Consider the following 14,399-nt stretch of genomic DNA (forward strand, 5'->3'; position numbering starts at 1 on the left):
GAAGGGCTTCTTCCCCGTGCAGGACACGGGCGTGATCCTGGGCGTGTCCGAGGCGCCGCAGTCGGTGTCGTTCGCCGCCATGGCGGAGCGCCAGCAGGCGCTCGCCGCGGTGATTCTGCACGATCCCGCGGTGCAGAGCCTCTCGTCCTTCATCGGCGTCGACGGTGTCAACACGACGGCGAACAGCGGGCGCATCCAGATCAACCTGAAGCCCCTCGACGCGCGCGGCGTCGGCGCCAGCGACGTCATCCGTCGCCTGCAGCCGCGGCTCGCCGCGGTGCAGGGGATCACCCTCTTCATGCAGCCGGTCCAGGACCTCACGGTGGAGGACCGCGTCAGCCGCACGCAATACCAGTTCACGCTCGAGGCGGCCGACGCGGGCGAGCTGCACGCCTGGGCGCCGCGGCTCGTCGAGCGGCTGCAGGCGCTCCCCGAGCTCCGCGACGTGGCGAGCGACCAGCAGAACGGCGGGCTCCAGGCGTCGCTGGTGATCGACCGGGACACCGCCTCCCGCCTCGGCATCACGCCCCAGATGATCGACGACACCCTCTACGACGCCTTCGGCCAGCGCCAGGTGTCCACGATCTTCACGCAGCTGAACCAGTACCACGTCGTCCTCGAGGTGCAGCCGAGCTTCCAGCAGAACCCGGAGACCTTCAAGGACATCTACGTGCGCTCGGCCACCGGCGCGCCCGTACCCCTCGCCGCCTTCACCCACTTCGCCCCGGCCACCACCGCGCTGGCCGTCAACCACCAGGGCCAGTTCCCCGTCGTCACCCTCTCCTTCAACCTCGCACCCGGCGTTGCCCTCGGCGACGCCGTCGCCGCCATCGAAGCCGTCGCCCGCGACCTCGGCCTCCCCGCCAGCATCCGCCAGAGCTTCCAGGGCACCGCGCAGGTCTTCCAGGCCTCGCTCGCCAACGAGCCGCTGCTCATCCTCGCCGCGCTGGTCACCGTCTACATCGTCCTCGGCGTCCTCTACGAGAGCTACATCCATCCCCTCACCATCCTCTCCACCCTCCCCTCCGCCGGCGTCGGCGCCATCCTGGCGCTCCTCCTCTGCCGCACCGATTTGAGCGTGATCGCGCTCATCGGGATCATCCTGCTGATCGGCATCGTCAAGAAGAACGCCATCATGATGATCGACTTCGCGCTCGAGGCGGAGCGGACGGAGGGGAAGCCGCCCGAGGCGGCGATCTACGAGGCCTGCCTGCTGCGCTTCCGCCCCATCATGATGACCACCATGGCGGCCCTGCTGGGCGGCCTCCCGTTCGCCCTCGGTACGGGCGTGGGCGCTGAGCTGCGCCGCCCCCTCGGCATCACCATCGTCGGCGGCCTCCTCGTGAGCCAGCTCCTCACCCTCTACACCACCCCCGTCGTGTACCTGGCCTTCGACCGGCTCGCGCGGCGGAGGGTGCCCAGGGCGGCCGACGACATGGCACTCGAGGCCCGGTGAGCATCTCCGCGCCCTTCATCCGCCGCCCCGTCGCGACTTCGCTCCTGACCCTGGCGCTCGCCCTGGCGGGCGTGCTCGCCTTCCAGCACCTCCCGGTGTCGCCCATCCCGCAGGTGGAGTTCCCGACCATCCAGGTGACGGCCGCTCTCCCCGGGGCGAGCCCGGAGACCATGGCCTCGGCCGTGGCGATGCCGCTCGAGCGCCAGTTCGGCCGCATCGCCGGCGTCACCGACATGACGTCGACGAGCTACCTCGGCTCGACGATGGTCGTCCTGCAGTTCGACCTCGGCCGCAACATCGACGCCGCCGCGCGCGACGTGCAGGCCGCGATCAACGCCGCGCGCGGGCAGCTGCCGACGAACCTGCCGAACAATCCCAACTACCGGAAGGTGAACCCGGCCGACGCGCCCATCCTCATCCTGGCGCTCACCTCGCCCACCATCGACACGAGCCGGCTCTACGACGCGGCCTCGTCGATCCTGCAGCAGAAGCTCGCGCAAGTGCAGGGCGTGGGCCAGGTGGTCGTCGGCGGCAGCGCGCTCCCCGGGGTGCGCGCGGAGCTCAACCCCACGGTGCTCAACAAGTACGGCATCGGGCTCGAGCAGGTGCGGGCGGCGCTCGGCGCCGCCAACGCCAACCGGCCCAAGGGCGAGCTCGCGAACGGGACCACCGCGTGGGCGATCCGCACCACCGACCAGCTGCTCAAGGCCGATCAGTACCGGCCGCTCATCGTCGCCTACCACGACGGCGCGCCGGTGCGCCTCTCGGACGTCGCCGAGGTCGTGGACTCGGTCGAGGACCTGCGCACCGCCGGCCTCGCCAACGGCAAGCCGGCCGTCCTGATCATCATCTTCCGGCAACCCGCTGCCAACATCATCGCGACGGTCGACCGCGTACGGGCCCTCCTGCCGCAGCTCCGGGCCTCGATTCCCGCCGCGATCGACCTGACCGTGATGCTCGACCGCACCACCACGATCCGCAGCTCCATCCGCGACGTCGAGCTGACGCTCCTCGTCTCGATCGCGCTCGTCATCCTCGTGGTGTTCGTGTTCCTGCGCAACGCGTGGGCGACCGCGATCCCGGGGGTGGTGGTGCCGCTGTCCCTGATCGGCACGTTCGGGGTGATGTATCTGTGCGGCTACAGCATCGACAACCTCTCGCTGATGGCGCTCACCATCTCGACCGGCTTCGTAGTCGACGACGCGATCGTCGTGATCGAGAACATCACCCGCTACCTCGAGCAGGGGCTCACGCCGCGAGCGGCCGCGCTGCGTGGCTCGCGCGAGATCGGCTTCACCGTCCTCTCGATGAGCGCCTCGCTCGTGGCCGTGTTCATCCCCATCCTGCTGATGGGCGGGATCGTCGGGCGGCTCTTTCGGGAGTTCGCGGTGGTGCTCTCGGTGGCCGTTGCCGTGTCGCTCGTGGTCTCCCTCACCACGACCCCGATGATGTGTGCCCGCTTCCTCAAGTCCAGGCGCGGCGAAGCGCACGGACGCCTCTACCGGGCGAGCGAGCGTGCCTTCGACCGGCTCCTCGGGGCCTACGAGGTGGGGCTGGCGTGGGTCCTGCGGCACCCCCGTCTCACCATGCTCGTGGCGCTGACCACCGTGTGCATCAACGTGTACCTGTACGTGATCGTGCCCAAGGGATTCTTCCCGGAGCAGGACAACGGGCGGCTCATGGGGGCCGTCCAGGCGGACCAGGACACCTCGTTCCATTCGATGCAGCAGAAGCTCGCGCAGTTCGTGGGTATCGTCAGGTCGGACCCGGCGGTGGACACCGTGGTCGCGTTCACGGGCACGCAGGGGGGCACCAACGCGGCGCGCATGTTCATGGCGCTCAAGCCCATCGACGAGCGGAAGCTGAGCGCCGCCGAAGTGATGGCGCGCCTTCGTCCGAAGCTCGCCATCGTGCCCGGGGCGAGCCTCTACCTCCAGGCCGTCCAGGACATCCGGGTCGGCGGGCGTCTCAGCAACGCGCTCTTCCAGTTCACTCTGCAGGGCGACGACCTGCGGGAGCTCAACCGCTGGGCGCTGCGCGTGCAGCGCAAGCTCCAGGAGCTCCCGTACCTCGTCGACGTGAGCAGCGACCAGCAGAACCGCGGCCTGGAGGCCTCGATCACGATCGATCGCGACACCGCCTCCCGCCTCGGCATCACCCCCCAGCTGATCGACGACACCCTCTACGACGCCTTCGGCCAGCGGCAGGTCTCGACCATGTACACCGAGCTGAACCAGTACCACGTGGTGATGGAGGTCGCCCCGGAGTTCTGGCAGAGCCCGGAGACCCTCAAGGACATCTACGTGCGCCCGGCCACCGGCGCGCCCGTGCCCCTCGCCGCCTTCACCCACTTCGCCCCGGCCACCACCGCCCTCGCCGTCAACCACCAGGGCCAGTTCCCCGCCATCACCCTCTCCTTCAACCTCGCCCCCGGCGTCGCCCTCGGCGACGCCGTCGCCGCGATCGAAGCCGCCGTCCGCGACCTCGCCCTCCCCGCCGGCATCCGCGCGAGCTTCCAGGGCACCGCCCAGGCCTTCCAGGCTTCGCTCGCCAACGAGCCGCTGCTCATCCTCGCCGCTCTGGTCACCGTCTACGTCGTCCTCGGCATCCTCTACGAGAGCTACATCCACCCCCTCACCATCCTCTCCACCCTCCCCTCCGCCGGCGTCGGCGCCATCCTGGCACTCCAACTCTGCCGCACCGATCTCAGCGTGATCGCGCTCATCGGGATCATCCTGCTGATCGGCATCGTCAAGAAGAACGCCATCATGATGATCGACTTCGCGCTCGAGGCGGAGCGAAGGGAGGGGAAGCCCCCGGAGGCGGCGATCTACGAGGCCTGCCTGCTGCGCTTCCGGCCCATCATGATGACCACGATGGCGGCCCTGCTGGGTGGCCTGCCGCTCGCCCTCGGCATGGGCGTGGGCGCCGAGCTGCGCCGCCCCCTCGGCATCACCATCGTGGGCGGCCTCCTCCTGAGCCAGCTCCTCACCCTCTACACCACCCCCGTCGTCTACCTCTACCTGGACCGGTTCGGCCTGTGGTTTCACCGCCTGCGGGAGCGGCGGTTCCGGCGCGAGGCGCCGTCGCCGGCGTGGCGGTGAGGTGCTCCGCTCGGGTCTGACTCAGGCATGCCCCGCTTCTCCCGCCGCGCCGTCTGCTCGCCGCTCACCCTCGCCTCGGCGATCGGGCTCGACGTGCTGCGCGACGGCGGCAACGCGGTCGACGCCGCCGTGGCGACGAGCCTCGCGCTCGCGGTGGCCTACCCGCACATGTGCGGCGTGGGCGGGCGACCTCCTCGCCATGGTGTGGGCCGAGGGCGCGCTCGCGACCCGCGCGCCGACGGCATCGCGCTTGGCGATTAGGAGCCTGCCCTACACCCCATCACGCGCAACGCTCGACTCCCACCTGCGCGACCGGACGAGCCTGTCGCCCTCGAAGGCCTCGAGCCGTGCGCCGAGCTCGAAGGCATCCCGCGTCGCGGAGAGCCAGGCACGGCTCTCGACCCGCACCGCCCACGTCCCGCGCCGGAGCCCCATCCGCTGCACGACCTCCGCCCGGGCCGTCAGCGGGTCGTCATCCCGGATCCGGTAGCGCCGGACGCTCGACTGCCCGAGCTCGAGATCGATCTCCTCCAGCCGGCCCTGCCCCGCTGCTCCGAGCTCGGCTCCCTCGGTCACGATCGTGTGCACGACCTCCCCCGTGGCGCCGTCGCGCTCGACCATGCGCGTGACGCGCCGGGGGCGCAGCTCGGTGTACGGAGCGGACGGTGCGCCCTCGGGCTCCGCGAAGGGCCTCTGCCGATCGTCCCCCGGGTCCACCGGCCTGACCGGCAGCTCGAGGTTGCTGGTACCGGTGAAGAGCGTCAACGTCACCGCCTCGGGTGACGGCCACACGAGGGGCCAGTACGCGCTCGAGACCGCGAGGCGAATGCGACTGCCGGGCGCAAACGCGTGCGCGACGTGGTCGAGCGGCACGCGCACGGTGTATCGCCGTCCCGGCTCGAGCGCCTCGGGGTGCTCGTGGCTCGCCCGGTGCGTGAGATTGAGCACGCCGTAGGTCACGCGGGCCGAGGAGCCGTCGGGGAGGAGCTCGTTCAGGCGGACCGCGAGGAACGCCTGGGGCCGGTCCACGGCCAGCTCGAGAACGGCGACGGGAGCGCCGAGGATCTCGAGCCGCTCGCCGAGGGGCGCCGAGTCGAACGTGAGCGACCCCCGATCGTCGTCCCCCTGGTCCCCGGGAGCGTCGTCCTCGCCTCCAAAGGAGCACCAGTCGCCGGCGGCGAGCCCTACCGCCTGCGGCGAGCGCCGCTCGACGCGCGTCTCCGCGCCGCCCGTCTCCTCCAGCCGACCCGGAGCCAGCGCCCAGCGCCTCGGCGTGATGCGCGGCGACGGCCAGGCCGCTTCCGCCACCCACCGGCCGGCCCCCTCGCGGCCCTCCGGCATCCAGAAACGGCAGAGCGGCTCGTCCATGATCCCGGTGCCGATCCCCTTGAGCCACCGGTCCCACCAGCGGAGCGCCTCCTGGAGGAACCCGATCGCCGGCCCGGGAGTGCCAGCGTGCGGGTAGACATGCGCCCAGGGCCCGACGAGACCCTTGCGCGGCGCCGCGAGCCCCGCGAGGAGTCGGGGGATCGCATTCGTGTACGCATCCGCCCACCCACCGATCGCGTAGACGGGACAGGCGACGCGGGCGAGGTCCTCGCCCACCGAGCCATGCCGCCAGTACGCATCGCGCCGCTGATGGCGAAGCCAGACCTCGGGGAAGAGGACGGCATGGTCGAGGCGCTCGAGCCAGGTCGCGCGCCAGCGCTCCCCCACGAGCGCCGGGTCGGGCGGGAGCGCGCTCCAGGCGAGCAGCACGGACCCCCAGGTGAGGTTCTCGTTCAGGAGGCAGCCGCCCATGTAGTGGGCATCGTCGGCGTAGCGGTCGTCGGACCCGCAGACCGTGACCACCGCCTTCAGCGCGGGCGGCTGCCGGGCGGCGATCTGCAGGACGTTGAAGCCGCCCCACGACTTGCCGATCATCCCGACCGCCCCGCTGCACCACGGCTGCCGGGCGAGCCAGTCGACCAGCGCGACGCCGTCGGCGAGCTCCTGCTCCGAGTACTCGTCGACGAGAAGGCCGTCCGACTCGCCCGCTCCGCGCACGTCGACCCGCACGGCGGCGTAGCCGTGGCCCGCGAAGTAGTGGTGCATCGGCTCGTCGCGCGCGCGCGTGAAGTCGCGCTTGCGGTACGGGATGTACTCGACGATGGCGGGCACGGGCGACGTGTCGGCGTCCTCGGGGAGCCACAGGCGGGCCGCGAGCCGGCACCCGTCGGGCAAGGGGATCCAGCAGTGCTCGATCCGCCGGACCGGACGCGGGAACGCGGTGCGGATCTTCACGGCGCGCCGGGATGCGCCGCCTCGCGCGCGTCCGAGGTGCGGAACATCCTCGTGAGCCGCTCGCGCACGAGGAGGCCCACCGCGAGATCCCAGCAGTTGACGATCGCGAGCCGGAACCCGCCCGGCGGCATGGCGTGCGCGTCGGGCGGCCGGTCCGCGTGGAACGTGATCTGGATGCTCGACACGCCGGCCCCGCTGCGGAGCGCGTCGACCTCGGCGGGATCGATCGCCCAGCGCGCCCCGTGCTGCCCGAAGAGGACCACGCTGTACCCGGTGCGCCGTGCCGAGTCGGCGAAGCGCCAGCGGCGGTGCGCGTAGAGCTCGACCAGGCTCTCGAGCCAGCCCGCCCCGTAGAGATCGACCCACTGGTCCGCGAAGCGGAGATGGGCCTCGATGATCGTGCCGGCGATCGTCTCGAGGTTCACGAACCCCGAGTAGCCGCGCAGGTGGCGGCGGAGCCACTCGCCGCCGGACGCCTCGAGCGCCGGCAGCGGGTCGGCCAGCACGGTCCAGTAGTCGAAGGTCCCGTCGCCGAGCCCGAGGCCGGTCGAGTGCCGCCACCAGAGGGGCTCGCCGTCCACGACCGCCACGTCGCTGCTCACGTGCGCGCCGCCGAGGACCGGCATCCAGAGGTGGCCCGGCACCTGCTCGCGCTCGTACTCCTCGCGCGTGCCGATGACCTTCCCGCCGACCCCCATGCCGCGCAGATTGTAAATGGGCTTGCTGAAGACCGGGAAGCGAGACGGCGCGATCCCGTGCGGGCCGTGCTCGAGCCCCTGGGTCTCGCAGACGAGGAGCTTGTTGTAGATCCAACGGTGCGCCGGATGGAGCCGGTAGGCGTCGGCGTCATCGGTCGGAATGACGACGTCCTCCGGGCAGGCGACGCCCACGAAGTACTGCGCACGCCACGGGTCCTTCTCGACGATCGGCACGAGGCTCGGCGTCCTCCCGTGCTGCTGTATCGGCCGGGACGCGCGCCGGCTTTACCAACCCACCCTCTTCTGCGAAGGGGTGGTCCCCGTGCCGCCGCGCCCCCTCGTGCTGCTCGCCCTCTCGTTCTGCCTCTCCCCCGGCTCCGCCGCCGCGAGCCCCTGGACCGCCGCCCGCGACGCCCTCGCCCGCCTCTTCTCCGCCGCCGAGACCTGCGAGCTGGGCGGCGAGGTGGTGGGCGGCCGGGTCGAGCCCGGCACCCGCGCCGTGGTCGTCCCGACGAGGAAGAAGGCCTGGGAGGCATCGCGCGGCGGCGAGGAGGCGGCGAAGCCCTACATCAAGGCCCGGCTGGCCGGCTGGCCCGAGCGTCTCCTGGCCGATCGCGAGGCGCTGCCGCGCACCGACGCCGAGTTCGTCGCCCGCCTCGCCCGCGACACGTGGCGCGGGCTCGAGGCGTTCACCGACCGCGAGCACCACCTGCCCGTCGACAACGTCCGCCTGGCCGAGGCGTCGGGCGGCCGGGAGGATGCCCGCGTCGGCGACTACACCAACGTGACGAGCATCGGCCTCCGCCTGATCACGATCGTCGCGGCGCGGGAGCTCGGGCTCGTCTCGGAGCGGGAGGCCGTGGCTCGCGTCCGCGCCCTGCTCGACACGCTCGGCCCTCTCGAGACCCACCGGGGGTTCCTCTTCAATTACTACGACACCACCTCGCTCGAGCGCACGAGCAACTTCATCTCCTTCGTCGACTCCTCGTGGCTGACGGCGGGCCTGATGGTGGTGCGGACGACGTTTCCCGAGCTCCGCGACGAGTGCACCCGGCTCATCGAGCGGGGCGACTACCGCTTCTTCTACGACGCCCGCCGGCAGCGCATGTCGCACGGCTACTGGGTGCACCTCGCCGCGCGCTCGCAGTTCCACTACGGGATGCTCTACGCCGAGTCGCGTCTCGGGAGCCTGATCGCCATCGGCAAGGGCGACGTGCCGGAGGAGCACTGGTTCCGCATGATCCGCACCTTCCCCCCGGCGTGCCGGTGGCAGTCGCTGCGCCCGCAGGGGCGCGAGCGGAAGACGGTCCGCGGCCACCCCCTCGTCGGCGGCTGGTACGAATGGAAGGGCGAGCGCTACGTCCCGTCCTGGGGCGGCAGCATGTTCGAGGCGCTCATGCCGACCCTCGTCCTGGACGAGGCGCACCATGCGCCGCTCAGCCTCGGCGCGAACGACGCGGCGCACGTCGCCGTCCAGCGCCGCTACGCCCTCGAGGAGCTCGGCTACCCGGTGTGGGGCCTCTCCCCGAGCTCGACGCCCGGGAACGACGGGTACGGCGAGTACGGCGTCCGCTTGCTCGGCTCGCTCGGCTACGGGGTGGGTGCGGTCACGCCGCACGCGGTGGCGCTCGCGCTCGGCGTTGCGCCCGCGGAGGCGGCGGGGGAGCTGCGGCAGCTCGCCGCCCTCTACGACGTCTACGGCGAGTACGGCTTCTACGACGCCGTCGACCCCCGCTCGGGCCGGGTGGCGCACGCGTATCTCGCCCTCGACCAGGCGATGACCTTCATCGCCGCGGCGAACTACCTGAGGGACGACTGCATTCGCCGCCGCTTCGCCGCGGACCCGATCGCGGCGCGGGCCCTGGCGGTGATCGGCGAGGAGCGCTTCTTCGACTGAGCTTCGCCCGCGCTCGTCCGGATCAGGCCATCAGTCAGCGATGTCAGGCGGGCCGGGACTCGCTACGCGTAGGACGCGCGTGAGCAATTCATGGAGCGGCACCGTCCGGCGAACGTGCGTCGCCTGCGCCAGCGCCGCCGCGAAGGCCAGCGCGGGGTCCTTGGTGCCCCGGACGAGGATGGCGCTCGGGACGGGCTCGCTCGAAGCGAGCCGAACAACGATGCCGCAGATCTCTCGCGCGGGCAGCTCCAGGTCGATCACCACGACCTCGGGCCGCACCATGGGGAGCAGCTCGGCGGCCTGCTTGGCGCTCCAGGCCATCGACGCTGACATTCCCTGTCGCACCATCGCGTGCCGCAGGCTGATGAACGCGACGAAGTCGTCGCCAACGGTGACGACGCGCGTTTCCCGCCTCGCGTAGGGCCCGAGCGAGGCGAGGACCGCGTCCGGATCGAGCGGGCGGCCGGCGAGGTCGATCATGCCGAGCGCCAGCGCCCGGCCGGCCGCCGGGTCCGCGAGGCATCCCCAGACGCGCGCGGTGCATCCCCCGGCGCGCAACGCGGCGAGCGCCGCTAGCGCCTTCGCCCCGACGAGGTTGACGACCACGCGCGTGGGCTGCAGCTCGGCGAGACGCGCCGCGATCTCATCGTCCGGCGGGACGGCGATGACCCGATGCCCCTGCGGCGTCGCACCCTCCCAAGCCGGGTGGGCGTCTACCACCACGATGAGTGCGCCGGGCGATCCGCCGCGGGACGGAGTCGCGGCAGCGGTGGGTGCGCCGCTCGCTGCGGCTTCCGCCGGAGATACCGGCTCCCCCGCCGGTGCCAGCGCCTCCTGCGCACCGGGCTCGTGGCCGCGGACTTCCTCGGCGAGCTCGGCGCCAACGGCTTCGTCGAGCGGCGCGCCCGGCCACTCGCCCCCTGCCTCAGCGGCGGCTAGCCCTGCCCGCAGCTCCTCGCACTCCGTGGCGAGCGCCTCGAGGCGCGCCGCCGCGGACGCGGCGTCGCTCGCGTGCTCCATGCGCAGCTCTTCCAGCTCGCGCTCGCGCTCGGCGAGGCGCTCGTTCAGTCCCTGCTCCCGCGCCCGCGCCGCCTCCAGCTCACGCGCCAGCGCCTGCTCGAGGTGCGCCCGCGCCGCCGCCGCCCCATCCACCTCCGCGGCCAGACGATCGCGCTCGGTCTCGAGCGCCGCCACCGCCACGCGCAGCTGATCGCCCTCGGCCGTGAGCGTCTCCAGCCGTGCCGTTGCACCCGCGGCCTCCGCCGCCTGCTCCGCCCGCACCCGCTCGAGCTCGTGCTCCCGCTCCGCGAGCCGGTCGATCAGTCCCTGCTCCCGCGCCCGCGCCGCCTCCAGCCCCCGCTCCAGCGCCTGCTCGAGGTGTACCCGCGCCGCCCCCGCCCCATCCACCTCCGCGGCCAGACGATCGCGTTCCACCTCGAGCGTCGCCAGCGCCGCACTGAGCTCGTCGTTCTCCGCCGCGAGCGCTTCCAGGCGCGCAGTAGTCGTCGCGGTCTCTGCCGCGTGCGCCGCCCCCAGCGTCTCGAGTTCGCGACCGCGCTCCGCGAGCCGCTCGTGCAGGCCCTGCTCCCGCACCCGCGCCGCCTCCAGCCCCTGCTCCAACGCCTGCGCGAGGTGCGCTCGCGCCGCCCCCGCCCCATCCACCTCCGCGGCCAGGCGGTCTCGTTCGACTTCGAGAGCAGCCGCGGTCGCCCGCAGCTGGTCGCCCTCCGCGGCGAGCGTCTCCAAGCGCTCCCCGACGGCGGCCGCCTCCGCGGCGTGCTCCGTGAGCAGCGTGTCGACTGCGTGCGCGCGCTCCTCGAGCTTGGCGCCCAGCGCCTGCGCGCCCGCCCGCGCTTCCCCGAGCGCACGGGCGAGCTCGTCGCGCTCGCCGCGCGCCGCGCGCTCCTGTGCCCGGAGGCGCTCGAGCTCGCTGCGCGCTTGCGTCCCCTCTTCGTGTGCCGCCTCGGCGGCGGCCCGTGTGTGTACGAGCTCACTCCTCGCGGCCGCGAGCTCCGTGCGCGCCGCGTCGCGCATGGCCTCGGCCTCGCGCACCGCTTCCAGTGCCTGCAGCACGTCGTTGGCTGGCTCCGGCAGGTCGCGCACCGTCGCCGCCTCGAGTGCCTCCCGGGCGCGCTGCTCGCGTGCCGCCGCGGCCTCAGCTTCGGCCACCCGCGCGCTCAGGCGCGCGAGCTCGCCCGCGTGCTCCTCGACGCGGGCCTCCTCGCGCGCCGCCTGGGCCGCGGCCTGCTCGGCACGCTCCGCGGCGACCGCCTCCAACGCGGCGGCGAGCCGCGCCTGCTCGGCTTCGGCCCTGGTGAGCGCCGCCACGAGCGGCTCGATGCGTGCCACCTCATGACGCGCCCAGTCCACCTCCGCGACGAGCCGCGCGCTCTCGGCGGCCGCGGCCGTCCGGGCCGCCTCCGCCCGCCGCGCCGCCTCGAGCGCCTCGCGCACGTCGTGCTGCCCGGCCGACGCTCCCCGCTCCAGCGCTGCCTCCAGCTGCTCGCGGACCCGCTGCTCGTGCGCCGCCCCCGCCTCCGCTTCCGCCAGCCGCGCCCGCAGCCGGTCGATCTCCACCGCTTGCTCGAGGACCTGCGCACCCTCGTGCGGTCCGGCCGAAGGGAGCCGCTCGAGCTCTGCCGCAAGCCGCGCGTTCTCCGCCGCGAGCGCCGCCCGGGCCGCCTCGGTACGCCGCGCCGCCTCGAGCGCCTCGCGCACGTCGTGCTGCCAGGCCGACGCTCCCCGCTCCAGCGCTGCCTCCAGCTGCTCGCGGACCCGCTGCTCGTGCGCCGCCCCCGCCTCCGCTTCCGCCAGCCGCGCCCGCAGCCGGTCGATCTCCACCGCTTGCTCGAGGACCTGCGCACCCTCGTGCGGTCCGGCCGAACGGAGCCGCTCGAGCTCTGCCGCAAGCCGCGCGTTCTCCGCCGCGAGCGCCGCCCGGACCGCCTCGGTACGCCGGGCCGCCGCGAGCGCCTCGCCCACGTCGTGCTGGCCGACCGACGCCCCCCGCTCCAGCGCCGCCTCCAGCTGCTCGCGGACCCGCTGCTCGTGCGCCGCCCCCGCCTCCGCTTCCGCCAGCCGCGCCCGCAGCCGGTCGATCTCCACCGTCTGCTCGACGACACGCGCGTCCTCGCGCGGCGCCGTGGCCCGAAGCCGCTCCAGCTCCCTCTCGAGCCGGGCCTGCTCGCGCTGTGCAGTCGCCAGCGCCGCGGCGAGCGACGTGAGGCGCGCCGCATCCCGCTCCGCCGCCGACGCGGTCCGCGCCGGCCGGACGCCCGCCGCGTCGGGCACGTCGGGCGGAGGCTCCGCATCGCCCTCGGCCGCCAGCGCGGAGACGGCGCTGCGGGCCGAGGCCGCCTCGCTCGCCTGCCGCCGAACCGCCTCGATCAGCTTCCCGAGCTCCCGGAGCGGCTGCTCGAGCGCACGGATTTCGCCTTCCCCGAAGGGCCGCACCGCGACCGTAACGAGCACGAGGCTCCCAGCGGGGACCGAGCCGCTGTAGAGCGGGAGACAGGCCACGGCACGGACCGGCTTTGCCGAGTCGACCAGCGCAGGGACATAGCGGTTTTGCGCGGCGTTCCCGATGAGATAGGCGCGGCGATTGAGCAAGCTGTGCAGCGGCATGTCCCATCCCGAGACGCCTCCGCGCCGCACGGTCCGCAGCCGTTGACAGCCCTCGTCGGAGAGCCCCACTTCGGCCGCGAGTCGCAGGAGCTCGTAACGCGGGTCGTACAGGCACACCGCGGCGGCCGTCACGCCCGTCGCCTCGAGGATCGCGCTTAGCGCCGGCTCGAGCGCTTCCACCGGCGCCTTCGCAGCTGCACCGAGCTCACGCAGGCGCGCGGCCACCGCCTCGCCATCGACGGCTGGCGCACCCACGGCCGCAGTCCCGGGTACGTCCGGACGCCGTGCCCCCGGGAGGGTTGCCATGCGTTCGCACTATGCAACAGCTGTGCCGTCGAGGGGACGGGCAACGGGACCGGCCGCCCTTTGGCGAGCACGCCAAAAACGGACGGTACGGCAAACCTTCGTCACCCGGGCGGCAAGGCCGAGCCTGCTTGGTCGGCGGATTCGACTTCGTCCGCAATTCGTTCGCGTGCGCAAAGAGGGCGCCGAGACTCGGAGTAGAGGCCCTCGCGTTGGCCGCGGATTTGCGACTCAGGCCTCCTGGCGATTTCCATTGGAGGACCGCAATGAACTCGACATCGCAGACGATCATCAAGGCGCGGGCGACACCGTGGCTCCTGCTGGCCATGACGCTCACGGCGACGGCGTTCGCTCTGGTGGATTCTCGACGGAGGGCATTCGCGTCTCCCCGGCTCCTGGAGCTGTCCGCCAAGATCCATGACCGCGGGCGCGACTACGTGAGAGGCCTCGAGCTGATCGTATCCGGCGATCCGGTCATGGGGAACAACCTGCTCGCATCGGCCACGGACCGGATGACCGTCCTCGCCGAGGAGTGCGTGCGGACGGACGGTTGCGACATCGATATCTTCATCCGGGCGCTGCGCGCCGCCATCGACGAGAGACGCCTCGCGGCGGCGAGCCCACCCTCGGTCCCGGCGGTTCGCGAGCAGCTCGTCGACCAGGCGTCGACCACGGGGCCCGCGCCGACGGCAAGCGCCGAGTCCCCGCGGCGCGGCCTGCAGCTCGAGGACGCGATCCCCCTCAACGGACCCGTGAAGCGGGCGCTCAACGACTGGCTCACCTGGAATCGCCCCCAACTCGCAGACGCTTACGAGAACTACCTCTTCCTGCGGGAACAGATCGCACCGATCTACGAGAAGGCCAATCTCCCCGAGGCGCTGCTGTTCGCGGTGATGGCCCAGGAAACCGGGGCCAAGGTTCACTCGTACTCGAGCGCGGGGGCGGCCGGACCGCTCCAGTTCATGCCCACCACGGGCCGACGGTACGGCCTGGGCAGCGTCGACGGTTTCGACATGCGGCTCGATCCCGTCGCG

The 14,399-nt window shown here is 72.7% G+C and carries 7 protein-coding genes and 1 pseudogene; 6 read left to right on the forward strand and 2 right to left on the reverse strand.

Going from position 1 to position 14,399, the window contains the following annotated elements; all coding sequences use genetic code 11:
* The 3 genes from E6J59_05895 to E6J59_05905 form a co-directional block, all read left to right on the forward strand.
* A partial coding sequence (locus E6J59_05895) for an acriflavine resistance protein B (protein ID TMB21427.1) occupies positions 1-1,456 on the forward strand: 1,456 nt, incomplete at its 5' end.
* Positions 1,453-4,560 (forward strand): multidrug efflux RND transporter permease subunit, encoded by a 3,108-nt coding sequence (locus E6J59_05900; GenBank protein TMB21428.1) that lies wholly within the window; start codon positions 1,453-1,455, stop codon positions 4,558-4,560. The genes E6J59_05895 and E6J59_05900, both read left to right, overlap by 4 nt.
* Before the next feature lie 27 nt (positions 4,561-4,587).
* Positions 4,588-4,821 carry a hypothetical protein gene (locus E6J59_05905; protein ID TMB21429.1) on the forward strand — a complete coding sequence of 78 codons (234 nt, stop codon included), beginning with the start codon at positions 4,588-4,590 and terminating at the stop codon, positions 4,819-4,821.
* 9 nt (positions 4,822-4,830) lie between these two features.
* On the opposite strand, the gene E6J59_05910 is transcribed toward E6J59_05905, so the two are convergent.
* Positions 4,831-6,843, reverse strand: coding sequence for a CocE/NonD family hydrolase (locus E6J59_05910; protein ID TMB21430.1), 2,013 nt, complete (start codon positions 6,841-6,843; stop codon positions 4,831-4,833).
* Positions 6,840-7,775 (reverse strand): hypothetical protein, encoded by a 936-nt coding sequence (locus E6J59_05915; protein ID TMB21431.1) that lies wholly within the window; start codon positions 7,773-7,775, stop codon positions 6,840-6,842. Before E6J59_05915 ends, E6J59_05910 begins: the two co-directional genes overlap by 4 nt.
* A gap of 88 nt (positions 7,776-7,863) precedes the next feature.
* On the opposite strand from E6J59_05915, the gene E6J59_05920 reads away from it, so the two are divergent.
* The 3 genes and pseudogenes from E6J59_05920 to E6J59_05930 form a co-directional block, all read left to right on the forward strand.
* Positions 7,864-9,438 carry a DUF3131 domain-containing protein gene (locus tag E6J59_05920; protein ID TMB21432.1) on the forward strand — a complete coding sequence of 525 codons (1,575 nt, stop codon included), beginning with the start codon at positions 7,864-7,866 and terminating at the stop codon, positions 9,436-9,438.
* Positions 9,439-10,763: 1,325 nt separating this feature from the next.
* Positions 10,764-11,105, forward strand: a pseudogene (locus E6J59_05925) (OmpA family protein).
* Positions 11,106-13,955: 2,850 nt separating this feature from the next.
* Positions 13,956-14,399: lytic transglycosylase domain-containing protein (locus E6J59_05930; protein ID TMB21433.1), on the forward strand; the 444-nt coding region annotated here is incomplete at its 3' end.

The organism is Deltaproteobacteria bacterium (assembly GCA_005879795.1).
GTDB lineage: Bacteria > Desulfobacterota > Binatia > DP-6 > DP-6 > DP-6.

Coding starts and splice junctions, on each gene's coding strand:
- E6J59_05905 (TMB21429.1), top strand. CDS start 4,588: ATGCCCCGCTTCTCCCGCCGCGCCGTCTGCTCGCCGCTCACCCTCGCC.